25 protein-coding genes are annotated in these 22153 nt (G+C 71.7%); 6 read left to right on the forward strand and 19 right to left on the reverse strand.

Annotated elements, in window-relative coordinates; genetic code table 11:
• Positions 1 to 164 precede the first annotated feature (164 nt).
• Positions 165 to 1592 (reverse strand): hypothetical protein, encoded by a 1428-nt coding sequence (locus tag ACZ4V1_RS25355; RefSeq protein WP_468339902.1) that lies wholly within the window; start codon positions 1590 to 1592, stop codon positions 165 to 167.
• A gap of 317 nt (positions 1593 to 1909) precedes the next feature.
• Here ACZ4V1_RS25355 and ACZ4V1_RS25360 point away from each other — a divergent pair, with 317 nt between their 5' ends.
• Positions 1910 to 3736 carry an endonuclease/exonuclease/phosphatase family protein gene (locus ACZ4V1_RS25360; RefSeq protein ID WP_468339904.1) on the forward strand — a complete coding sequence of 609 codons (1827 nt, stop codon included), beginning with the start codon at positions 1910 to 1912 and terminating at the stop codon, positions 3734 to 3736.
• Between the two features lie 22 nt (positions 3737 to 3758).
• Here the strand turns inward: ACZ4V1_RS25360 and ACZ4V1_RS25365 are convergent, their stop codons facing one another.
• The 3 genes from ACZ4V1_RS25365 to ACZ4V1_RS25375 all read right to left on the reverse strand — a co-directional run bounded on the left by ACZ4V1_RS25365 (position 3759) and on the right by ACZ4V1_RS25375 (position 5609).
• Positions 3759 to 4466: an antibiotic biosynthesis monooxygenase gene (locus ACZ4V1_RS25365; protein WP_468339906.1), complete on the reverse strand. Its 708-nt coding sequence runs from the start codon at positions 4464 to 4466 to the stop codon at positions 3759 to 3761.
• A 196-nt stretch (positions 4467 to 4662) separates the two neighbouring features.
• Positions 4663 to 5193 (reverse strand): DUF3618 domain-containing protein, encoded by a 531-nt coding sequence (locus ACZ4V1_RS25370; RefSeq protein ID WP_468339908.1) that lies wholly within the window; start codon positions 5191 to 5193, stop codon positions 4663 to 4665.
• Positions 5190 to 5609, reverse strand: coding sequence for a phage holin family protein (locus ACZ4V1_RS25375; RefSeq protein ID WP_375923385.1), 420 nt, complete (start codon positions 5607 to 5609; stop codon positions 5190 to 5192). Before ACZ4V1_RS25375 ends, ACZ4V1_RS25370 begins: the two co-directional genes overlap by 4 nt.
• Positions 5610 to 5764: 155 nt before the next feature.
• Between ACZ4V1_RS25375 and dapA the strand changes: the two genes are divergently transcribed.
• Positions 5765 to 6691 (forward strand): 4-hydroxy-tetrahydrodipicolinate synthase, encoded by a 927-nt coding sequence (gene dapA, locus ACZ4V1_RS25380; protein WP_468339911.1) that lies wholly within the window; start codon positions 5765 to 5767, stop codon positions 6689 to 6691.
• Here dapA and ACZ4V1_RS25385 read toward each other — a convergent pair.
• The 12 genes from ACZ4V1_RS25385 to ACZ4V1_RS25440 form a co-directional block, all read right to left on the reverse strand.
• A complete protein-coding gene (locus tag ACZ4V1_RS25385; protein ID WP_468339913.1) occupies positions 6676 to 6906 on the reverse strand; it encodes a hypothetical protein in 231 nt (76 codons plus the stop codon). The genes dapA and ACZ4V1_RS25385 overlap by 16 nt on opposite strands.
• A gap of 310 nt (positions 6907 to 7216) precedes the next feature.
• Positions 7217 to 8206 (reverse strand): 2,3,4,5-tetrahydropyridine-2,6-dicarboxylate N-succinyltransferase, encoded by a 990-nt coding sequence (dapD, locus tag ACZ4V1_RS25390; RefSeq protein WP_468339915.1) that lies wholly within the window; start codon positions 8204 to 8206, stop codon positions 7217 to 7219.
• Between the two features lie 109 nt (positions 8207 to 8315).
• Positions 8316 to 8855, reverse strand: a complete 540-nt coding sequence (locus ACZ4V1_RS25395) for a TetR/AcrR family transcriptional regulator (RefSeq protein WP_468339917.1) — start codon at positions 8853 to 8855, stop codon at positions 8316 to 8318.
• Positions 8855 to 9175 (reverse strand): DMT family transporter, encoded by a 321-nt coding sequence (locus ACZ4V1_RS25400; RefSeq protein WP_468339919.1) that lies wholly within the window; start codon positions 9173 to 9175, stop codon positions 8855 to 8857. Before ACZ4V1_RS25400 ends, ACZ4V1_RS25395 begins: the two co-directional genes overlap by 1 nt.
• A gap of 111 nt (positions 9176 to 9286) precedes the next feature.
• Positions 9287 to 9619 carry a metal-sulfur cluster assembly factor gene (locus ACZ4V1_RS25405; RefSeq protein ID WP_468339921.1) on the reverse strand — a complete coding sequence of 111 codons (333 nt, stop codon included), beginning with the start codon at positions 9617 to 9619 and terminating at the stop codon, positions 9287 to 9289.
• A complete protein-coding gene (gene sufU, locus ACZ4V1_RS25410) occupies positions 9616 to 10086 on the reverse strand; it encodes a Fe-S cluster assembly sulfur transfer protein SufU (protein WP_468339923.1) in 471 nt (156 codons plus the stop codon). Before sufU ends, ACZ4V1_RS25405 begins: the two co-directional genes overlap by 4 nt.
• A 17-nt stretch (positions 10087 to 10103) precedes the next feature.
• Positions 10104 to 11360: a cysteine desulfurase gene (locus ACZ4V1_RS25415; protein ID WP_468339925.1), complete on the reverse strand. Its 1257-nt coding sequence runs from the start codon at positions 11358 to 11360 to the stop codon at positions 10104 to 10106.
• Positions 11357 to 12121: a Fe-S cluster assembly ATPase SufC gene (sufC, locus tag ACZ4V1_RS25420; RefSeq protein ID WP_121746395.1), complete on the reverse strand. Its 765-nt coding sequence runs from the start codon at positions 12119 to 12121 to the stop codon at positions 11357 to 11359. The genes ACZ4V1_RS25415 and sufC overlap by 4 nt, the downstream gene beginning before the upstream one ends.
• Before the next feature lie 7 nt (positions 12122 to 12128).
• Positions 12129 to 12446 (reverse strand): non-heme iron oxygenase ferredoxin subunit, encoded by a 318-nt coding sequence (locus tag ACZ4V1_RS25425; RefSeq protein ID WP_003976896.1) that lies wholly within the window; start codon positions 12444 to 12446, stop codon positions 12129 to 12131.
• Entirely contained in the window at positions 12443 to 13627 is a 1185-nt protein-coding gene (gene sufD / locus ACZ4V1_RS25430) for a Fe-S cluster assembly protein SufD (RefSeq protein ID WP_468339927.1), read from the reverse strand. The genes ACZ4V1_RS25425 and sufD overlap by 4 nt, the downstream gene beginning before the upstream one ends.
• 60 nt (positions 13628 to 13687) lie before the next feature.
• On the reverse strand, positions 13688 to 15109 hold the full coding sequence (gene sufB / locus ACZ4V1_RS25435; RefSeq protein ID WP_121746398.1) for a Fe-S cluster assembly protein SufB: 1422 nt from the start codon (positions 15107 to 15109) through the stop codon (positions 13688 to 13690).
• Positions 15106 to 15864, reverse strand: a complete 759-nt coding sequence (locus tag ACZ4V1_RS25440) for a helix-turn-helix transcriptional regulator (protein ID WP_468339930.1) — start codon at positions 15862 to 15864, stop codon at positions 15106 to 15108. The genes sufB and ACZ4V1_RS25440 overlap by 4 nt, the downstream gene beginning before the upstream one ends.
• A gap of 160 nt (positions 15865 to 16024) precedes the next feature.
• Between ACZ4V1_RS25440 and ACZ4V1_RS25445 the strand changes: the two genes are divergently transcribed.
• The 4 genes from ACZ4V1_RS25445 to ACZ4V1_RS25460 all read left to right on the forward strand — a co-directional run bounded on the left by ACZ4V1_RS25445 (position 16025) and on the right by ACZ4V1_RS25460 (position 19827).
• Positions 16025 to 16813 carry an AAC(3) family N-acetyltransferase gene (locus tag ACZ4V1_RS25445; protein WP_468339932.1) on the forward strand — a complete coding sequence of 263 codons (789 nt, stop codon included), beginning with the start codon at positions 16025 to 16027 and terminating at the stop codon, positions 16811 to 16813.
• 242 nt (positions 16814 to 17055) lie between these two features.
• The gene (locus ACZ4V1_RS25450) at positions 17056 to 17979 is read left to right on the forward strand and encodes an ABC transporter ATP-binding protein (RefSeq protein ID WP_468339934.1); all 924 of its coding nucleotides are present in this window, start codon (positions 17056 to 17058) and stop codon (positions 17977 to 17979) included.
• Complete coding sequence (locus ACZ4V1_RS25455; RefSeq protein ID WP_468339936.1) at positions 17976 to 18749, forward strand: ABC transporter permease; 774 nt, start codon at positions 17976 to 17978, stop codon at positions 18747 to 18749. Before ACZ4V1_RS25450 ends, ACZ4V1_RS25455 begins: the two co-directional genes overlap by 4 nt.
• Positions 18750 to 18804: 55 nt before the next feature.
• A complete protein-coding gene (locus tag ACZ4V1_RS25460; protein ID WP_468339938.1) occupies positions 18805 to 19827 on the forward strand; it encodes a COX15/CtaA family protein in 1023 nt (340 codons plus the stop codon).
• Here ACZ4V1_RS25460 and ACZ4V1_RS25465 read toward each other — a convergent pair.
• The 3 genes from ACZ4V1_RS25465 to ACZ4V1_RS25475 all read right to left on the reverse strand — a co-directional run bounded on the left by ACZ4V1_RS25465 (position 19782) and on the right by ACZ4V1_RS25475 (position 22097).
• Positions 19782 to 20519, reverse strand: coding sequence for a nucleotidyltransferase domain-containing protein (locus ACZ4V1_RS25465; RefSeq protein WP_468339940.1), 738 nt, complete (start codon positions 20517 to 20519; stop codon positions 19782 to 19784). The two genes, ACZ4V1_RS25460 and ACZ4V1_RS25465, sit on opposite strands and share 46 nt — an antisense overlap.
• An 18-nt stretch (positions 20520 to 20537) precedes the next feature.
• Positions 20538 to 21644, reverse strand: coding sequence for an amidohydrolase family protein (locus ACZ4V1_RS25470; protein WP_468339942.1), 1107 nt, complete (start codon positions 21642 to 21644; stop codon positions 20538 to 20540).
• 99 nt (positions 21645 to 21743) lie between these two features.
• Positions 21744 to 22097, reverse strand: a complete 354-nt coding sequence (locus ACZ4V1_RS25475; protein ID WP_468339944.1) for a hypothetical protein — start codon at positions 22095 to 22097, stop codon at positions 21744 to 21746.
• Positions 22098 to 22153: the final 56 nt, after the last annotated feature.

The raw sequence follows: 22153 nt of genomic DNA on the forward strand, positions 1-22153 counted from the left end.
AAACCACTGACATACACCCCCATCCCCTCCTCCCCCCCCCCCCCCCCTCCCCCCCCCCCCCCCCCCCCCCCCCCCCCCCCCCCCCCCCCCCCCCCCCCCCCCCCCCCCCCCCCACGCCCGAGGACCGGCGTCAACCGGGCTCCGCCCGGTGTGACTGCCCGGCGTCAGCCGCCCTGCTGCGACCGGGCCTTGAACGCCGCCTTGCGGGCTTCCTTCGCGACCTTCTTGTCGGGGTGCAGCCGCCCCATCGCCTCCAGCACGTCCGGCGTGGCCGGGTGGGCGACCCGCCACACCGTGTCGAAGAACCCGCTGTGCTGCCGCGCCAGCCCCTCCACCAGGGCACGCAGTTCCTCGGAGTTCCCCTCGGCCGCGAGCTGTGCCGCCACGGTGTCGATGGTCAGCCAGAAGACCATCTCCTGCGGCGGGGCGGGAACGTCCCGGGCGCCGTGCTCGGTCAGCCAGACCCGGGCCAGCCCGCCCAGCTCGGCGTCGTCGAGGACTTCCCGCAGCGCGGGCTCCGCCTCGGCGCCGACCAGGGACAGTGCCTGCTGGCAGCGCAGCCGGCGCAGGGGCGCCCCGGAGTCCGAGCCACGCGCCGCCGCCAGCAGTTCGCGGGCCGCGGTGAGGGGGCCCCGCCCGGCCAGCCACAGTTCGGTCTCGGCGTGGGCCGCGGCCGGCGGGAAGGGTGCCGTGCCGTCGAGCAGCGCGTCGGCGCCCTTGTCGGCGAGGTCGCCGACGGCGGGTGCCTCGAAGCCGGCCTCCAGGAGCCGGACGCGCAGTCCGTACAGGCCGAGCGGGGTGAGCCGCACCATGCCGTAGCGGGCGACGTCGGTCTCGTCGACGGGCGCCGCGGGCTCCTCGTCCGCGTCGGCCATCAGGTCCTCGTCGACCGGCTGGTACTCCACGAGGCCGATGGGTTCGAGCAGCCGGAACTGGTCGTCCAGCCGCATCATCGCGTCGGACACCTGCTCCAGCACGTCGTTGGTGGGCTCGCCCATGTCGCTGGGCACGATCACGGACGCCGCCAGTGCGGGCAGCGGCACCGCTGCGTCGCCGGGGCGGTCCTCGCCGACCGTGAGCAGGTAGAGGTTGCCGAGCACGCCGTCGAGGAACTCCGCCTCGGCCTCCGGGTTCCAGTCGAGGGAGGACAGGTCGACCTCGCCGCCCTCGGCCATCGCGTCGACCAGGTCGTCGAGGTCGGGCACGCTCGCGTCGGCGAGCACCGCCTCCAGGGCGGTGAGCCACAGTCCGAGCACGTCCTGCGGGGAGCCGCCGGTGAGCGCGGCGAGGTCCTCACCCGCCGCGACGGTGCCCGCCTCCTCGTCGGTGATCTCGACGAGGCCGGTGTCCACGGCGATCCGCCACGCCTCGCTCGCGTACGCGGCGGCGTCGTCCCCGCTCAGCCCGAGCTCCTCGGCCGCCGCCGGCAGTTGCTCCTCGACGAGCCCGCCCCCGGCGTCGACGCGGGTGTCCGGGCCGGCCCAGCGGGCCAGCCGGGCGGCCCGGGACAGCACCGGCGCGGACAGCGCGTCGCGGGCCAGCTCCGCTTCGGGACGCAGCCGTGCGGGCGGCAGGGTGGAGCTGTCTGACATCGGCTGTTTCTCCTCGCGCGCCTTGACCGCCGTACGGCCATCCGGGCGCCGTACGGCTCAACAGCTCAGCCTAGACGGGTTTCCACCCATGCCGCCCGGTTCATCTCCCCGACGGGTGGAGTACATGGCCGAAACCTTGACAACTGGTCTGGCCAGGCAGGAGATTGACGCGCGTAGAAAGCGGGGGGACAAGTGTTCACCCAGGCTCACAGTGCCCTGCGGCCCCTCGCGTCCCACCCCATTCCGTCGCGCCCGTCATCGCTCCATCCGCCCCACCCTCGTCCCGGCGCTCTGTACTCGTCCCCGGAGGGATCCCGTTGGCCAGCAAGTCCTCCGCGCGCCTCGCCGCGCTCACCGTCGCCGCAGTCTGCTCGGCGGCGTCGACCATCGTCCTCACCTCACCCGCGCACGCCGACTCGGTGCGCGTCCACGACATCCAGGGCAGCACCCGGCTGTCGCCGTACGCGGGCAAGCAGGTCACGGACGTGGCCGGAATCGTCACCGGAGTCCGCGGCTACGGCAGCTCCAGGGGTTTCTGGATCCAGGACCCGAACCCGGACGCCGACCCGGCCACCAGCGAGGGCGTCTTCGTCTTCACCGGCTCCGCCCCGAAGGTCGCCGTCGGTGACGCGGTCACGGTCTCCGGCACGGTCTCGGAGTACGTCCCGGGCGGCACCTCGTCCGGCAACCAGTCGCTGACCGAGATCACCCGCCCGACGTTCACCGTCGTCTCCGGCGGCAACGAGGTCCCGGCCGCGACGACCGTCTCCGCCCGGTCGGTGCCGCGCGCGTACGCCCCGGAGGGCGACGAGGCCGCGAACGGCTCGGTCAACGGTCTGACGCTGCGGCCCGGCACGTACGCCCTGGACTACTACGAGTCCCTGGAGGGCATGAACGTCCGGGTCGCCGACGCTCGCGTGGTCGGCGCCACGGACCCGTACACCGAGCTGTGGGTCACGGTGAAGCCCTGGGAGAACGCCAACCGCCGCGGCGGCACGGTGTACGGCTCCTACGACTCCCAGAACACCGGCCGGCTCCAGATCCAGTCCCTCTGCAAGCCGGCCGACTTCCCCGACGCCAACGTGGGCGACACCCTCGCCGGGACCACCGCGGGACCGCTGGACTACAACCAGTACGGCGGCTACACGCTCGTCGCGAGCGAGATCGGAGCCCTGGAGAGCGGGGGCCTGGAACGCGAGTCGACGCGCCGGCAGAGCAGCCGGGAACTGGCGGTGGCGACGTACAACGTCGAGAACCTCGACCCGTCCGACGACACCTTCGCCGCACACGCCGAAACGATCGTGCGCAACCTCAAGGCGCCCGACATCGTGTCCCTGGAGGAGATCCAGGACAACAACGGCGCCACGAACGACGGCACGGTGGCCGCCGACGAGACGGTCGGCAAGCTGATCGACGCGATCGTCGCGGCCGGCGGCCCGCGCTACGACTGGCGCGGCATCGACCCCGTGGACGGCGCGGACGGCGGCCAGCCCGGCGGCAACATCCGCCAGGCGTTCCTGTTCAACCCGGAGCGGGTCTCCTTCACCGATCGCGGGGCCGGCGACGCGACCACCGCGACCGGGGTGACGAAGGTGCGGGGCAAGGCGGCCCTCACCCACTCCCCCGGCCGCGTGGACCCGGCGGACCCCGCCTGGGAGGACAGCCGCAAGCCGCTGGCCGGCGAGTTCGTCTTCCGCGGCCGGACGGTGCTCGTCATCGCCAACCACTTCGGCTCCAAGGGCGGCGACCAGAGCCTGACGGCCCAGTACCAGCCGCCGTCGCGCAGTTCGGAGACACAGCGCCACCTCCAGGCGAAGGCCGTGAACACCTTCGTCAAGGACGTCCTCGCCACCCAGAAGAACGCGGACGTCATCACCCTGGGCGACATCAACGACTTCGAGTTCTCGCGGACCACCCGCGTCCTGGAGGACGACGGCGCCCTGTGGTCGGCGGTCAGGTCGCTGCCGCGCAGCGAGCGTTACTCGTACGTCTACCAGGGCAACAGCCAGGTCCTCGACCAGATCCTGGTCAGTCCGTCGGTCCGGTGGGGCGGGCACCTGTCGTACGACAGCGTGCACGTCAACGCCGAGTTCCACGACCAGATCAGCGACCACGACCCGCAGGTGCTGCGGTTCCGTCCGTAACCGGTGCCCGGTGGGGGCGGGTTCAGCGGGGCACGAGGCCGAGGGCGTGGTCGTAGCGGCTGACCCCGCCACCGCCGGTCAGACCCGGCCAGTTCCGCACCCGCTCCCACTGCGCCGTCGCCGAGCCGATGCCGTCGCCCGGTGCGGCGAGGGCGTCGATGTGGGCCCGGGCGCTCTCCCACTCGGCGTAGTTGAGGACACGGGTGCCGTCGGTGCTGAGGTGGAAGTGGGCGGAGATGCCGCCGGGGTGCGGCTCCGGCTCGCTCTCCAGGGCCTCGAAGACGGCGTCGACCCAGGCGCGCTGCCGCTCGGGGTCGGGTCCTTCGAATTCGACGTCGACGATCACGATGCAGCCCGGGACGGGCGCCGTCCCGTTCTCCCGAGTGCTACTGCGGTAGCGCCGGTACCTGCCGAGGCCCAGCCGTTCGATGCCCGGCACGGCGGTGTCGATCTCGTCGACGCGCTCCTGCCGGCGGGTCTTGACGAAGGCCTCGTACGCCTGCTCGCTCGCCCACTGCGAGTGGTGCAGCAGCGTGCTGCCGTCGTGGCCGGTGTAGACGTGGTAGCCGAGCAGGTCGTCGCCGGGCCAGGGACGACGCTCCCAGGTACGGGCGATGGCATCGACGGTCTGCCGCTGCCGTTCGGGCGTGCCCACCCGCCAGGTGCTGAAGAAGGGGGCCTGGACGTCGGGGCGGACGAGTTCGGGGTGGGCGTCGGTACGGCGGGTCATGCCGGTCTCCACTGATCGGTGGTCGTCGGGTGCACGCACCACTCTCCGACCTCGACCATGGTTGAGGTCAAGCCGGGTCAAGCCTTCTCGGGCGGCGGCCGGTCTCCGTTCCGGCGGTGCCGGTACGACGCCCGCGACGAGGGGCCCCGGGTGCCCGGGGCCCCTCGTCGCACCGCGTCGCCGGCCGACCGCGTCGTCAGCAGTACCCGTGATCGTGGCGGCGCCACAGCACGCCCGCCGCGACCAACGCGCCCGCCGCCGCCCCGACGGCCAGTACCGCGCGGGGATGCCTGAGCCCGGCCTGGACCGCACCGCGCGCCCGTCCCGGCACGTGCCGCTCCGCGGCGTGCCCGGCCCTGCCCGCCTTGTCCTGCACGGCGTGCCCGGCCCGGCCGGCCTTGTCCTGCGCGGCATGTCCCGCCCGACCGGCCTTGTCCTGCACGGTGTGCCCGGCCCGGCTCGCCTTGTCCTGCACGGTGTGCCCGGCCTGCGCGGCGGAACTGCGCAGCTGCACGGTCATGGCGCCGGCCTTGTCCCTGAGGTCGGCGGCCCGGGCTTTGGCACGGCCCTTCACATCCGCCTTCCCCGCCAGCTCCTCCACGGTGTCGCCGAGCTGGCCGCGGGTCTGTTCTATCTGCTGCCGCAGTTCGTCGGGCCCCTTGGCCCCGCCGACCGGCTGCGCGGTGGAGCCGGTCCTCGTACCGTCACCGCTTGTCGCGTCGGTCATCGATGCGCCCTTTCCCTGATCTGGTCCACGTCGGCCCTGACGCTGCCGAGGGTCTCCTCGGGTTTCGGCGGCACGGCGCGGCGGAGCTGGGCGCGGCCCATCATCGCCAGTACGCCCGCGATCACGAAGAGCACCGCCGTCACGATGAGCGCCGCGGCCCAGACGGGCAGCGCCAGCGAGAGCGCGGCGGTGGCCGTACCGGCCAGTGCGAACAGGCCGACGTACGCGATGGCGCCCGCGGCGCCGAGCATCCCGCCGCCGCGCCCGGCCCGCTTGCCCTTCTCGGCCAGCTCCATCTTGGCGAGGGCCACTTCCTGGCGCACGAGCCGGGAGAGCTGTTCGGTGGCCTGACCGACGAGTTCACCCACGGAGTGCTGTTCGTCGTGCACAGGCCTCGTGTGCATGGTCCCGGTCACGGTTCCGCCTCCTCTCGGTTCGGAGCACCCCGGGTACCCCCGGCCGACCGGCGCTACCCCTGTCCTCGCCCACCGCCGACGACGCAGCATCCCTTACACATACCTCGTAGCAGAATTAAGTGGAGCTACACAGTCGGGCCGCCGACACTACTCCCATGACCGCATTCGACGACCGCCCCTCCCCCGCGCCCTTCGGCCGCGCCCTGTGCGCCATGGTCACGCCCTTCACCGAGGCCGGCGCGCTCGATCTCGACGGTGCCCAGCGGCTCGCCGGCCGGCTGGTGTCGCGGGGCTGCGACGGCCTGGTGCTGTCCGGTACCACGGGGGAGTCGCCGACCACCACGGACGCCGAGAAGGCGGCGCTGGTCACGGCGGTGCGGGAGGCGGTCGGGGACCGGGTGCCGCTCGTCGCCGGGGTGGGCACGGCCGACACCCGGCACACGGTGGAGCTGGCGCTGGCCGCGGAGAAGGCGGGCGCGGACGGCCTGCTCGTGGTATCGCCGTACTACAGCAGGCCCCCACAGGACGCCCTGGAGGCGCACTTCCTGGAGGTCGCGGACGCCTGCGGGCTGCCGCTCGCCCTCTACGACATCCCGGGCCGCACCGGCACCCGCATCGAACCCGACACCCTCGTCCGCCTCGCCGGGCACCCGCGGATCGTCGCCGTCAAGGACTGCTCCTACGATCTGCTCGGCACCCAGAAGGTGCTCTCCCGGACGGATCTGGCGTACTACGCGGGCTGCGACGAGCAGGTCCTCGCCCTGTACGCGATCGGCGCGGCGGGGTACGTCAGCACGGTCGCCAACATCGTTCCAGGACTGTTCCGGACCGTCCTCGACGCATTCGACGCGGGCGACACCGGGCGGGCCGCCCTGCTCCAGCGGCGGGCGACCCCGCTCGTCGAGTCGATGACGGCGGCGGGCCTGCCCGGCACGGTCACCGCGAAGGCCCTCCTCGGTGCGCTCGGCCTGCCCGCGGGCCCGGTCCGCGCACCGCTGCGGCCGGCGGACGGCGCGACGACCGACGGGTTGCTGGCCGCGTACGAGGAACTGGTCGCCGCCACCGGTCAGCTCCAGGTGTAGCCGTCCCCGAAAAGCAGGGTGTGCTCCAGTACGTCCTCCGCCGGGTCGTCGATCTGCCCCACGTCGACGTTGAGGAGGCCGACCCGGGGACCGTTGTGCGAACCGGAGGTGATCTCGTCCGCCTGCGCGGCCCCCGCCGGGCCCCAGCACACCAGCACCGCGGCGCCCGCCCCGGCCAGCCAACGCGCCACGGTCCTCGCCCGTTCGTTCGTCATACCAGGCCCTCGTTTCGTCTGATCGGCGTCTGATCGGACTCTGCGTCCACCCGTTCATCCGCCAAGACCACCGGAAGGTCACGGTGAGTCATCCGTACGTGCGGGGGGCGCTCGCAGCACGCTCCCCTGTTCCGTTGGCGGAACGCACGCCCTCCGTCTACGGTCGCCGCGGTGAGCAGAAGACGTTACGTGGCCCGGGGCGTGCCGGGCGGCTACCGGTACCGGGCCCTGAAACGGTGAGCGCCCTCCCTACAGGCCCGGCAGGGGCGTGTCGGAAGGGCGGCTCGGCCGTCGGCGACCGACTACGGCGTCAGTTGTGGCTGTGCAGCACGTCGTTCAGGCCGCCCCACACCGCGTTGTTCGGGCGGGCCTCCACCGTCCCCGTGACCGAGTTGCGGCGGAAGAGGATGTGGGAGGCGCCGGAGAGTTCGCGGGCCTTGACGATCTGGCCGTCGGGCATCGTCACGCGGGTGCCGGCGGTGACGTAGAGGCCTGCCTCGACCACGCACTCGTCGCCGAGCGCGATGCCCACACCCGCCTCCGCGCCGACCAGGCAGCGCTCGCCGATGGTGATGCGCACGTTGCCGCCGCCGGACAGGGTGCCCATGGTGGAGGCGCCGCCGCCGATGTCGGAACCGTCGCCGACGACGACGCCGGCGGAGATGCGGCCCTCGACCATCGAGGTGCCGAGCGTGCCCGCGTTGAAGTTGACGAAGCCCGCGTGCATGACCGTGGTGCCCTCGGAGAGGTGCGCGCCGAGGCGGACACGGTCGGCGTCGGCGATGCGGACGCCCTTGGGGGCGACGTAGTCCGTCATGCGCGGGAACTTGTCGATCGAGGTCACCTGGAGGTGCAGGCCCTCGGCGCGGGCGTTGAGGCGGACCTTCTCGACGTCGTCGACGGCGACCGGGCCCAGCGAGGTCCAGGCGACGTTGGCGAGGTGGGCGAAGATGCCGTCCAGGCTCTGGCCGTGCGGCTTGACCAGGCGGTGGGAGAGCAGGTGCAGGCGCAGGTAGACGTCGTGCGTGTCGACCGGCTTCTCGTCCAGCGAGGCGATGACCGTGCGGACCGCGACCACTTCGACGCCGCGCCGGGCGTCCGGACCGACCGCCGCGGTCGCGGCGCCGCCGAGGAGTTCGGCGGCCTGTTCGGCGGAGAGGCGCTCGGTGCCGGAGGGGCCGGGCTCGGCGGAGAGTTCGGGGGCCGGGAACCAGGTGTCGAGGACGGTGCCGTCGGCGGCGATCGTGGCAAGCCCGGCGGCCACGGCGCCGGTGGTACGGGGAGCAGTCGTGTCGGTCATGAGGGCAACCTAACCGGCCCTCGCCCGCGGAAGCGAGCCGACCCCGCGGCCGTCTCGCGTGCCGGGCGGTGCGGGCCCGCTGCGGCGCCTCCCGCCAGGCTCGTCCCGGTCACCGGCCCAGTACCCGCCCCAGCATCTCCCGTGCGAATCCCTCGTCGTACGGCACCCCCGTCAGGAGCACCTGGATGCATATCCCGTCCAGCAGGGCGACCAGTGCCCGGGCCGTCACCGGGTCGGTGCGGGACGAGAGGAGGCCGGCGATGTCCTCGGCCCACTCCGCGGCGACCGGACGCAGGGCGGGGCGGCGCAGGGCGGCCAGGTACAGCTCGTACTCCAGCTCCACGCCGTTACGGTCGCCGGCCAGCCACTCGCCGAGGACGCGGGCGAGTTCGGCGGGCAGGTCGGCGTCCGGGTCGGACAGGCCCGGGTGCGCGGCGACCACCTTCGCGAAACCCTCGTTGGCCTGGCGCAGGGCGGCGACCAGGAGTTCGTCCAGGGTCGCGAAGTGATACGTCGTCGAGCCGAGGGGGACGTCCGCCTCGGCGGCGACGGTGCGGTGGCTGAGGCCGGCGATGCCCTTCCGCCCGACCACCCGGATCGCCGCGTCGATGATGCGCTGACGCCGCTCGGGGTCGTAGCGCCGGGACATCAGTGCGCGCCGCCCAGATTCAGGACCACCACGCCGATGATGATCAGTGCGATGCCGACGGCCTTGGCCACGGTCATCCCCTCGCCCATGAACGTCACCCCGATCACGGCGATGGCGGCCGTGCCGACGCCGGCCCAGATGGCGTACGCCGTGCCCACGGCGAGGACCTTCAGGGTCTGGGCGAGCAGCCCGAAGGAGAGCACGTACGCGAGCGCCGTCAGCAGGGAGGGGCCCAGCCTGGTGAAGCCCTCGCTGTACTTCATGGCGGTGGTCCCGGCGACCTCGGCGGCGATGGCTCCGGCCAGGAGCAGATATCCCATGTGTACGAGCGTACATAACGAAGACCGGGTGCGGACCCGGGAACGAGAACGGAAACAGGAAACGGCGACGCCCGATGGGCGTCGCCGTTTCGTGAAGCGGTGCGGGTGCGGTCAGACGTTGAACCCGAGCGCGCGCAGCTGCTCGCGACCGTCGTCCGTGATCTTGTCCGGGCCCCACGGCGGCATCCAGACCCAGTTGATCCGCAGCTCGTTGACGATGCCGTCCGTGGCGGACTTGGCCTGGTCCTCGATCACGTCCGTCAGCGGACAGGCCGCCGACGTCAGGGTCATGTCGACGGTCGCGATGTTCGCGTCGTCGACGTGAACGCCGTAGATGAGGCCCAGGTTGACGACGTCGATGCCCAACTCGGGGTCCACGACGTCCAGCAGGGCCTCGCGGACCTCCTCCTCGGAGGCCGGCTTCATTTCCACGGTCTCACTCATGCCGTCGTCTCCTTCTCGGCGTCGGCGCCGTCCAGTGCCTGGGCCGTCGCGTCCTTCCAGGCCATCCAGCTCAGCAGGGCGCACTTGACCCGGGCCGGGTACTTCGAGACCCCGGCGAACGCGACCGCGTCCTCCAGGACCTCCTCCATCGCCTCGTCCGGCTCGATCCTGCCCTTGGACTGCATCAGCTCCAGGAAGGTCTCCTGGATCCGGTGCGCCCGGGCGAGGTCCTTGCCGACCAGCAGGTCGTTCAGCACGGAGGCGCTCGCCTGGCTGATCGAGCAGCCCTGGCCCTCGTAGCTGACGTCGCTGATCGTCGTGCCGTCGTACTTCACGCGCAGCGTGATCTCGTCGCCGCAGGTGGGGTTGACGTGGTGGACCTCGGCGTCGCCATCCCGCAAGCCCCGGCCGTGCGGGTTCTTGTAGTGGTCCAGGATGACTTCCTGGTACATGGAGTCCAGCTTCATGCTCTTCGCTCGTCCCGTCAGCCGAAGAAGTTCCGTACGTGCTCCAGTCCGTCGACCAGTGCGTCGATCTCGGCCGGCGTGGAGTACAGATAGAACGACGCTCGCGTGGTCGCAGGAATTCCGTAGCGCAGGCAGACGGGGCGGGCGCAGTGGTGGCCGACCCTGACCGCGATGCCCTGCTCGTCGAGGACCTGGCCCACGTCGTGGGGGTGGATGTCGCCGAGCGCGAAGCTGATCGCCGCGCCGCGCTCCTCGGCCGTCGTCGGGCCGATGATGCGCAGGTCCGGGACCTCCAGCAGGCGCTTCACCGCGTACTCGGTCAGCGCGTGCTCGTGGGCGAGGATCTTGTCCATGCCGATCGAGTCGAGATAGTCGATCGCCGCGCCCAGGCCGACCGCCTGCGCGATCGGGGGCGTGCCCGCCTCGAACTTGTGCGGGGCCGGGGCGTACGTGGAGGAGTGCATCGAGACCGTCTCGATCATCTCGCCGCCGCCGAGGAACGGCGGGAGGTCCTCCAGCAGCTCCTGGCGGCCCCACAGGACGCCGATGCCCGTCGGGCCGCACATCTTGTGGCCGGTGAAGGCCACGAAGTCGGCCTGGAGGGCCTGTACGTCCATCGGCATGTGCGGCGCGGCCTGGGAGGCGTCGATGCAGACGAGCGCACCGACCTCCTGGGCGCGGCGCACGATCGCCTCGACCGGGTTCTGGGTGCCCAGGATGTTGGACACCAGCACGAAGGAGACGATCTTCGTCTTCTCCGTGATGACCTCCTCGATGTTCGAGAGGTCCAGGCGGCCGTCGTCCGTGAGGCCGAACCAGCGGAGCTTCGCGCCGGTGCGCTGCGCGAGCAGCTGCCACGGCACGATGTTGGAGTGGTGCTCCATCTCCGTGATGACGATCTCGGTCTCGTGGTCCACGCGGTAGGGCTCGTCGGCCCAGCCCAGCATGTTGGCCACGAGGTTGAGCGACTCCGAGGCGTTCTTGGTGAAGATCACCTCGTCGCGGGAGGGCGCGTTGATGAACTCCGCGACCTTGTCCCGCGCGCCCTCGTACAGTGCCGTGGCCTCCTCGGCGAGGACGTGCACGCCACGGTGGACGTTGGCGTTGTAGCGCTCGTAGTACTCGCCGAGCGCGTCCAGCACCTGTCGCGGCTTCTGGCTGGTCGCCGCGTTGTCCAGGTACACGAGCTTCCGCCCGTCGTGGACCTGGCGGTCCAGGATCGGAAAGTCCTTGCGGATCGCCTCGGTGTCGAGGAGGCCCGGCAGCTGTGTCACTCGGATGCGCCGCCCTTCGTGTATGCCTCGTAGCCCTCGGCCTCCAGCTTGTCGGCCAGCTCGGGGCCGCCCGACTCGGCGATGCGGCCGTTCGCGAAGACGTGGACGTGGTCGGGCTTGATGTAGCGCAGGATGCGCGTGTAGTGGGTGATCAGCAGGGTGCCGACCTCGCCGGACTCGTGGACGCGGTTGACGCCCTCGGAGACGACGCGCAGGGCGTCGACGTCGAGGCCGGAGTCGGTCTCGTCGAGGATCGCGATCTTCGGCTTGAGCAGCTCGAGCTGGAGGATCTCGTGGCGCTTCTTCTCACCGCCGGAGAAGCCCTCGTTGACGTTGCGCTCGGCGAAGGCGGGGTCCATGTTGAGGCGCTCCATGGTCTCCTTGACCTCCTTCACCCAGTGGCGCAGCTTGGGGGCCTCGCCGCGGACTGCGGTGGCGGAGGTGCGCAGGAAGTTGGAGACCGAGACGCCGGGGACCTCGACCGGGTACTGCATCGCGAGGAACAGGCCGGCGCGGGCGCGCTCGTCGACGGACATCTCCAGGACGTCCTCGCCGTCGAGCAGCACGGTGCCGCCGGTGATCGTGTACTTGGGGTGACCCGCGAGGGAGTAGGCGAGGGTCGACTTGCCGGAGCCGTTCGGGCCCATGATGGCGTGCGTCTCGCCCTGCTTCACGGTGAGGTCGACGCCCTTGAGGATCTCCTTCGTGGCGTTGTCGGCCTCGACGGTGACGTGCAGGTCTCGGATTTCAAGCGTTGCCATGGGTGCCTCAGGACTCCTGGGTGAGGGAGACGAGCACGTCGTCCCCTTCGATCTTTACGGGGTATACGGGGACGGGGCGCGTCGCCGGAAGACTGTCGGGCTTGCCGGAACGGAGGTCGAAGCGCGAGCCGTGCAGCCAGCACTCGATGTGGCAGTCGTCGACCTCGCCCTCGGCGAGGGAGACGTTCGCGTGCGAGCAGATGTCGTGGATCGCGAACAGCTCGCCCTCGGTCCGCACGACGGAGATCGGCGTGCCGTCGAGTTCCACCCTCTTGGGGGTGTCCTCCTCCAGCTCGTCCGCTCCACAGACGCGTACGAAGGTCATGCGACCGACGCCTCCAGCTCCTCGTCGATCTTGGCGAGCAGACGCTCCTCGATGTCCGCGACGCCGATCTGCTGGACCAGCTCGGCGAAGAAGCCGCGGACCACCAGGCGGCGGGCGTCGATCTCGGGGATGCCGCGCGCCATCAGGTAGAAGAGCTGCTCGTCGTCGAAGCGGCCGGTGGCGGAGGCGTGACCGGCGCCGACGATCTCGCCGGTCTCGATCTCCAGGTTCGGCACCGAGTCGACCCGCGCGCCGTCCGTGAGGACGAGGTTGCGGTTCATCTCGTAGGTGTCGGTGCCTTCGGCCGCGGCCTCGATGAGCACGTCGCCGATCCAGACCGCGTGCGCGTCGTCGCCCTGCAACGCGCCCTTGTAGACGACGTTGGACTTGCAGTGCGGGATGTTGTGGTCGACCAGCAGCCGGTGCTCCTGGTGCTGGCCCTGGTCGGTGAAGTACAGACCGAACAGCTCGGCCTCGCCGCCGGGGCCGGCGTAGGCGACGCGCGGGTGCAGCCGGACCAGGTCGCCGCCGAAGGTGACCACGAACGACTTGAAGGTCGCGTCCCGGCCGATCAGCGCGTTGTGCTGGCCGACGTGCACCGCCTTGTCGTCCCAGTCCTGGACGGAGACGACGGTCAGCTTGGCGCCGTCGCCCAGGACGTAGTCGACGTTGCCGGCGAGCACCGCGTCACCGGTGTGGTCGATGACGACCACGGCCTCGGCGAAGGCACCCAGCTCGACGACCTGGTGGGCGTAGGCGGTGCCGCCCTCGCCGTGCACGGCGATCCGGATCGGCTCGGTGAGGACCGTCTCCTTGGGGACGGTGATCACGCCGGCCTTCTCGAACGCCGAGTAGGCCTGGGCGGCGACCCGGTCCACCGGGGTGCCCGCCCTGCCGATGCGCGCGTCGTCACGGCCGACGGTCTCGACGACGACGCCCTCGGGCGCGTCGACGTCGACCTTCACGCCGTCGCCGGTGGCGACCGCGGTGCCGTCGTGCAGCCCGCGCAGCCGCTCCAGCGGGGTGAACCGCCACTCCTCCTCGCGGCCGTGGGGGACCGGGAAGTCCGCCACGTCGAAGGACGCGGGTGCGCTCATGCGCGTGGCGACGGTCGACTCGGCGGCCACCGCGATCTGGCCCGCGGTGGTGGACCCCACGGGGATGTTCTGAGCCTCAGCCATGGCTGTCGGTCTGCTCTCTTCCTGCGTCAAGAAATCTGGGACTGCTGCGAAGGGCGGGCGTCAGCCGACCGCGCCTTCCATCTGCAGCTCGATCAGCCGGTTGAGCTCGAGGGCGTACTCCATGGGCAGCTCCTTGGCGATCGGCTCGACGAAGCCGCGCACGATCATCGCCATCGCCTCGAACTCGCTCAGACCGCGGCTCATCAGGTAGAAGAGCTGGTCCTCGGAGACCTTGGAGACGGTCGCCTCGTGGCCCATGGACACGTCGTCCTCGCGGACGTCCACGTAGGGGTACGTGTCGGAGCGGGAGATGGTGTCGACGAGCAGCGCGTCGCACAGCACGTTCGACTTGGAGCCGTGGGCGCCCTCGCCGATCTCGACGAGGCCGCGGTAGGAGGTACGGCCGCCGCCGCGCGCCACGGACTTCGAGACGATGTTGGAGGACGTGTTCGGCGCCATGTGGACCATCTTGGAGCCGGCGTCCTGGTGCTGGCCCTCGCCCGCGAAGGCGATGGACAGGGTCTCGCCCTTGGCGTGCTCGCCCATCAGGTAGACGGCCGGGTACTTCATCGTCACCTTGGAGCCGATGTTGCCGTCGATCCACTCCATGGTCGCGCCCTCGTACGCCACGGCGCGCTTGGTGACCAGGTTGTAGACGTTGTTCGACCAGTTCTGGATGGTCGTGTAGCGGCAGCGGGCGTTCTTCTTGACGATGATCTCGACCACGGCGCTGTGCAGCGAGTCCGACTTGTAGATCGGAGCCGTGCAGCCCTCGACGTAGTGCACGTAGGCACCCTCGTCGACGATGATCAGGGTCCGCTCGAACTGGCCCATGTTCTCCGTGTTGATACGGAAGTAGGCCTGGAGCGGGATCTCGACGTGCACGCCCTTCGGCACGTAGATGAAGGAGCCGCCGGACCACACCGCGCTGTTCAGCGACGCGAACTTGTTGTCACCGACCGGGATGACGGTCCCGAAGTACTCCTTGAAGAGCTCCGGGTGCTCCTTCAGGGCCGTGTCGGTGTCCAGGAAGATGACGCCCTGCTCCTCCAGGTCCTCGCGGATCTGGTGGTAGACGACCTCGGACTCGTACTGGGCCGCGACACCGGCGACGAGGCGCTGCTTCTCCGCCTCGGGGATGCCGAGCTTGTCGTACGTGTTCTTGATGTCCTCGGGCAGGTCCTCCCAGGACTCCGCCTGCTTCTCCGTGGAGCGCACGAAGTACTTGATGTTGTCGAAGTCGATGCCCGACAGGTCCGAGCCCCAGTTCGGCATGGGCTTCTTCTCGAAGAGGCGCAGGCCCTTGAGGCGGAGCTTGGTCATCCACTCCGGCTCGTTCTTCTTCGACGAGATGTCGCGGACGACGTCCTCGTTGATGCCGCGCTTGGCAGAGGCGCCGGCCGTGTCGGAGTCGGCCCAGCCGTATTCGTACTTGCCCAGGCCCTCGAGCTCAGGGTGAGCAGTCTCCGTGGGGAGAGTCATGCGGGGTTCCTCCCGGCCGTGCTTGCAGATGCGTTAGCGGTGTTCGTGGGCGCTTGCGCCGTGGGTGGCGCGTGCGAAGTCTTCGGAATGAACGTGGTGCAGACCCCGTCGCCGTGCGCGATGGTCGCGAGCCGCTGTACATGCGTACCGAGCAGCTCGGCGAAAAATTCCGTCTCCGCCTCGCACAGCTGCGGAAACTGCTCTGCGACGTGGGCGACCGGGCAGTGGTGCTGGCACAGCTGCTCGCCCTGCTGGGGGTGGGGTGCGCTCCGCGCGGTTGCAGCGTACCCGTCCGCGCTGAGGGCCTTGGCCAGTGCTTCCGTGCGCTTTTCGGGGGCGGCGGACTCGACCGCCTTGCGGTACGCGCCCGCCTGGGCGGCGATCCGGGCACGGGCGAAGGCGGCGATCGCCTGCTCCCCGCCCTCCTGCCGGCCGATCCAGCGCAGGGCGTCCGCGGCCAGCTTGTCGTACGACTGGTCGAAGGCGTCCCGGCCGCAGTCGGTGAGCGCGAAGACCTTGGCGGGTCGCCCGCGCGTGCGCGTGCCGTAGACCCGCTGCTCACGGGCTTCGACCACGTCGTCGGCGACCAGCGCGTCGAGGTGCCGCCGGACGGCGGCCTGGGTGAGGCCCAGACGCCCGGCGAGTTCGGCGACGGTCGACGGCCCGTGGTCCAGGATGGAGCGCGCGACGCGGTTGCGGGTGGACCGCTCACCGGTCGCGAGTTCCTCCTGCGGAGCCTCGCCAACGTTTTTCACAACGCCATTGTTGCGTAATTCCTCCGGGGCGGGCAAGCCGGGTCCGGATCTTCGTGCGGTGCCCTGCGTCACTTAGGTACACCTAACCTGACCTGCGGAAACGATCTTTGATCGATCAATCCGGTGGCGCCCCGGACCGGCCTGCGGGACACTCCCGGGCATGCCCACACCCCCTCCCACCGGCCCACTCGTCACCCGGGGCACGATCGCCGCCGGGCTGCGCGAGCTGGGTGTGCGGACCGACGACACCCTCCTGGTGCACTCCTCCCTCAGCTCCCTCGGCTGGGTCTGCGGAGGCCCCGTCGCGGTCGTCCAGGGACTGCTCGACGCGCTCGGCCCGGACGGCACCCTGGTGGTCCCCACCCAGACCGGCGACCTCTCGGACCCGGCGCTGTGGCGGAGCCCGCCGGTGCCCGAGGAGTGGTGGGACACCGTGCGGGCGGCGATGCCCGCCTACGACCCGCTGATCACGCCCTCGCGCGGGGTCGGGGTGCTCCCCGAGACCGTGCGCACCTGGCCGGGCGCCCTGCGCAGCGCGCACCCGCAGACGTCCTTCGCGGCCCTGGGCCCGCGCGCCGCCGAGGTGGTCGCGGGGCACGCGACCGACTGCCGGCTGGGCGAGCGCAGTCCGCTGGCGGCCCTGGAGCGGCTGGACGCCCGGGTACTGCTGCTCGGCGCGGGCTTCGAGGCCTGCACGGCCTTCCACCTCGCCGAGTACCGGATTCCGTCCCCGCTGGTGGAGGTGGGCCGGCCGGGTCCGGTGGGCTGGGAGCGGGTGACCGAGGTGTCGATCACCTCGGAACGGTTCGACGAGCTGGGCCAGGACTTCGAACGGGACCGGCCCGTCGTACGGGGGCGGGTCGGCGCGGCCGTCACGCGGCTGTTCCCGCTGGCGGACGCGGTCGCCTACGCGGAACGCTGGCTGCCGGTGCACCGGCCGCGGGAGTAGCGGCGCGGGCGGGACCCTCGCCGACCGCGTCCCCATCGCGCGTGACCGACCGCGCGAAGGCCCGCGCACGGCCCGCACGCGCCCCCCGAACGCCCTCCGCGAGCACCGCCGTACGCCGAGCCCGTACCCGGCGGCCGCCCACCAGCCCGTACGCCTCCCTGAGCCCCGTACGCCCACCCCCGGGGAGGAGATCCCGCACCCCCGCGCCTGAGCCCCGGCCCGCGTACCTAGACTCGTGACCCATGCGAAGCGAGCCCGTGGTCCAGGTCCAGGCCCTGGTGAAGCGGTACGGCACGAAGACCGCGGTGGACGGCCTCGACCTGGCGGCCCGGGCGGGTGTCACCGCCGTACTCGGCCCCAACGGGGCGGGCAAGACGACCACGGTCGAGACCTGCGAGGGATATCGCAAACCGGACTCCGGCACGGTGCGCGTGCTGGGCCTCGACCCGGTGGGACAGGGCTCCGAGCTGCGGCCCCGGATCGGCGTGATGCTCCAGTCCGGCGGCGTCTACTCCGGCGCCCGCGCGGACGAGATGCTGCGCCATGTCGCGAAGCTGCACGCCCACCCGCTGGACGTCGACGCGCTGATCGAGCGGCTCGGCCTGGGCTCGTGCGGCCGTACGACGTACCGCAGGCTCTCCGGCGGCCAGCAGCAGCGGCTCGCCCTCGCGATGGCCGTGGTCGGGCGCCCCGAGCTGGTGTTCCTGGACGAGCCGACCGCCGGCCTGGACCCGCAGGCCCGCCGTGCCACCTGGGACCTCGTACGGGACCTGCGCGGCGACGGCGTCTCGGTGATCCTCACCACGCACCACATGGACGAGGCCGAGCAGCTGGCCGACGACGTCGCCATCATCGACGCGGGCCGGGTCATCGCGCAGGGCTCGCCCGAGGAGCTGTGCCGCGGCGGCGCCGAGAACACCCTGCGGTTCTCCGGCCGGCCCGGACTGGACGTCGCATCCCTGCTCAAGGCACTGCCCGCGGACTCCGCGGCCGCCGAGCTGACCCCGGGCTCCTACCGCGTCAACGGCAAGGTCGACCCCCAGCTGCTCGCCACGGTGACCTCCTGGTGCGCCCAGCACGGGGTGATGCCGGACCGCATCTCGGTGGAGCGGCACACCCTGGAGGACGTGTTCTTGGAGCTCACGGGCAAGGAGCTGCGCTCATGACGACGACCACCGGTACGTACACGCCGAAGCCCGGTGCCGCGCCGCTCGGCCGCATGATCGCGGCCCAGGCCGCGCTGGAGACGAAGATGCTGCTGCGCAACGGCGAGCAGCTGCTGCTGACGGTGATCATCCCGACGCTGCTGCTCGTCCTGTTCAGCTCCGTGGACATCATCGACACCGGCGCCGGGGAGGCCGTCGACTTCCTCGCCCCCGGCATCCTGGCGCTCGCCGTGCTGTCGACGGCCTTCACCGGGCAGGCCATCGGCACCGGCTTCGAGCGCCGGTACGGGGTGCTGAAGCGGCTGGCCGCCTCGCCGCTGCCGCGCTGGGGACTGATGACCGCGAAGACCGTGTCCGTGCTGGTCACCGAGGTGCTCCAGATCATCCTGCTGACCGTGATCGCCTTCGCGCTGGGCTGGTCGCCGCACGGCAACCCGTTCGCCGTGCTGCTGCTCCTGGTCCTCGGCACGGCCGCCTTCTCCGGGCTCGGGCTGCTGATGGCGGGCACGCTGAAGGCGGAGGCCACGCTGGCCGCCGCCAACCTGGTCTTCCTGCTGCTGCTCGTGGGCGGCGGGGTGATCGTGCCGCTGGACAAGTTCCCGGACGCGGCGCAGAGCGTGCTGGGGCTGCTGCCGATCTCCGCCCTGTCGGACGGCCTGCGGGACGTCCTCCAGCACGGGGCCGGGATGCCCTGGGGCGATCTGGGAATCCTCGCCGTGTGGGCGGTCGTGGGGCTCGCGGCGGCCGGGAGGTTCTTCCGCTGGGAGTAGGCGCCCGGGCCGGAGACGGGACCCTCGTGAAAGCGTGCACAAGCGGACGCCTACGATGGACGGCGTGCCAAACGTGACCCGCGCCGACGCCGCAGCCGCCGTGCGCAACCCGCTCGCCTTCATCGCCGCACGCTGGACCCCGGCCCCCCGGACGGTCCAGCGGGCGGCCCTCGTCGCACTCGCCATGTCGGTGGTCATCGTGATCACCGGTGGCGCGGTGCGCCTGACCGGCTCGGGCCTCGGCTGCCCGACCTGGCCCAAGTGCACCGACGACTCGCTGACCACCACCAGCGAGATGGGCTTCCACGGCGTCATCGAGTTCGGCAACCGCCTGCTGGCCTACGTGCTGTGCGCCGCGGTCGGCTGGGCGATCATCGCCGCGCGGTCGCAGAAGCCCTACCGGCGTGGCCTGACGCGGCTGGGCTGGGCGCAGTTCTGGATCGTGATGGGCAACGCCGTCCTCGGCGGCATCGTGGTCCTCGTCGGCCTCAACCCGTACACCGTCGCGGCGCACTTCCTGTTGACGAGCGCGCTGATCGCGGTCGCGACCGTGATGTGGCAGCGCACCCGGGAGGGCGACGCGCCCCCGCGCCCCCTGGTCGGCAGGTCCGTGCAGCAGCTGGCGTGGGTGATGATCGCCGTCTCCGCGCTGCTGATCGCGGTGGGCACGGTGGTCACCGGCGCCGGCCCGCACGCGGGCGACTCCAGCGAGGTCGAGCGGATGCCGATCGACTGGGAGACGGTGAGCAAGGCGCACGCCGTCCTGGCGTGGATCGTCGTGACGCTGACCTTCGCCCTGTGGTTCGTGCTGAAGGCGGTCAACGCTCCCAAGGGGCCCCTGGCACGCACCCGTGACCTGTTCCTGGTGCTGCTCGCCCAGGGCGTCATCGGCTACGTCCAGTACTTCACCGACCTCCCCGAGGTCCTGGTCGGACTGCACATGTTCGGCTCGTGCGTGATGTGGATCGCGGCGCTGAGGGTGCTTCTGGCGCTGCGCGAGCGGCCGGAGGAGCCGGCGGCCACGCTGCCGGCTCAGGAGTACGAGGCGACCAGCGTGTCGATGGCCGGTCCCAGGTAGCTCCGGGTCAGCTCCGCCCGGCGGGCGGGCCACTCGTCGGCGGGCCGCGCGGGGGGCCCGTAGCGCCGTTCCGTGATGTCCCGGACGACCTCGTCGGGCGCCCCCAGACGGGGCAGTTCGTCCAGGGCCTCGCGTTTGGTGATCAGGCGGCCGTCCCGCAGCGTGACGGTGGCGCGGGCGAAGGTGAGCAGGCCGAGATCGACCCAGACGTCCTGCCGCCACACCGCCGGTCGGCGCACGGTCGGCCGCCAGAAGTCCCGCTGGTCCCGGACGACGAACTCCGCCAGTTCGGTCTTGGGCACCGGCGGCAGCAGTTCCTTCGGCGGTGCGCCGTACAGGACGCGCCCGAAACCGTGGAGCTCGCTCCGGGTGACCGGGGTGACCGTCCGCTTGTAGAGCTCTTCGTGGGCCCAGGTCGGGTGGCGCCGCCCGGAGTCCTCGACGGTGCCGGGCGACAGATAGGTGCAGTGGAGCTTCGGGGCGAGCGGCTCGGCACGGAGCCGGGCGTGCAGCAGACCCAGCCGCCAGGCCGTACGCACCGTCACCGGGTGCTCCAGCACGGCGATCAGGTCGAGGTCGCTGCGGCCCTCCTGGTAGTCGCCGCCGGCCAGCGAGCCGTGCGCCCAGACGGCGACGGGGGCCAGTGGCATCAGGTCCGTCACGAAGCGGTCGAGCAGGGTGTCGGTCGGCATCCGCCCAGCTTGGTCCGTTCAGTGCAGTCCGTAAACCCGCCCCGCGTTCCCCGAAGCGATCATCCCCGCCACCCGCTGCGCGTCCCCCAGGGACCACGCCCCCTCGGCCACCCAGGTGCCCAGCACCCGTCCCAGGGCCTCGCGGAACAGGCGGGCGGCGACCACGTGCAGCTCGGGCAGGCCCTGGGCTCCGCTGGAGAAAAGGATCTTGCCGAAGGGAGCCAGTTCCAGGATCTCCGCGAGGACCGTCGCGGCCCGGGCGCCGGTGCGCACCAGGGCGGCGCCCGAGTCGGCGTAGACGTGCGGGAAGACGCCGGCGAGGTGGGCGGCGTGGCGGTGGTACGGGTAGCCGTGCAGCAGCACCAGGTCGGTGCCGAGTCCGGCGGTGGCCCGCACGAAGTCGGTCAGCAGCACCGGGTCGGTGCGGTCGATGCGCAGGCCCGGCTCGCCGAGCCCCGCGTGCAGTTGGAGCGGCAGGCCCGAGGCGACGGCGATCCACAGCAGGTGGCGCAGGAGGACCGGGTCGCTCAGTTCGCCCCCGACCTCGCGTCCCGCCAGCCAGCGGGCGGCGGCTCCGCGTACCTCGCCCGGGCCGGGTGGTTCCGGCGCGAGCGCCAGGCCGTGCCGTACGCCGGCGACGGAGGTGAAGGCCACCGCGTTCGCGGCGGCACCGTGCACCGCCTCCGCGAGGTTGGCGAGGAAGGACTCGACGGTGCCGGAGGTGTCGGCGACCTGCTCGGCCAGGAGTTCCAGGCGCACGATCTCGCGGGTCTCCGCGGCCGCGGCGGACGCCATCTCGTCGGGGCCGGTGAGATCGCCGGGCAGCCCCGCGTCGACCAGGTAGGTGGTGATGCCGCTCCCGCGCAGCAGCCTGCGGTCGGACTCCAGGACGCCGAGTTCGCGGCGCCGGGCCAGGTAGCGGGCGGGCGGGCAGTGCGGTTCCAGACCGAGCAGGGGCGGGCACCAGCGGCGTACCGCGAAGCCGGTCTGGGTGTCGAAGAGGGTGGTGCCCGGCGCGGGCGGGCCCTCGGTGCGGGCCAGCTGGGCCTCGAAGGTGCCGAGGCCCAGCTCTGTTCTCAGGACGCCGTGGCAGTACTGGTCCACCAGGGACGGCGTTTCGATCATCCGGACTCCCCGCGCTGGGACCGTGCGCCCTACGGCTCGCGCGCCCTACGGGCTCGCGCGCCTTACGGCTTCCTACGGTCCTAACGGGTGAACCCGGTCTCAGGTGTTGCTCGGGCCGCCCACCTGGATGCCCGCCATGCGCGACCACTCGTAGGGGCCGGTCTCCACCTTGGCCGCGAACTCGCCGTCGAACTCCTCGTGGACGGTGATCCCGGACTTCTCCACCGCCTGCCGAGCGGTCTCGTAGGAGCGCGCCACCAGGTCGCCCCAGGCGCCGTCCGCGCCGACGAGCACGATCCGGGCGCCGCGCTCACCGAGGTAGGCCACGTGGGCCTCGGCGCCGCCGTGCGCCTTGGAGAAGGCGTCGATCCGCCCGGTCAGCCGGGTCAGCCGGTGCCCGGCCCACCGCTCGGCCCACCCGGCCTTCGTGTCAACCTGCTGCGTGTCTGCCATGACCAGGATGCTACCGACGGGTAGATCAAACGGCGACGGGCGGGGTGCGTGGCCTT

Source organism: Streptomyces sp. NPDC028991 (assembly GCF_055564775.1).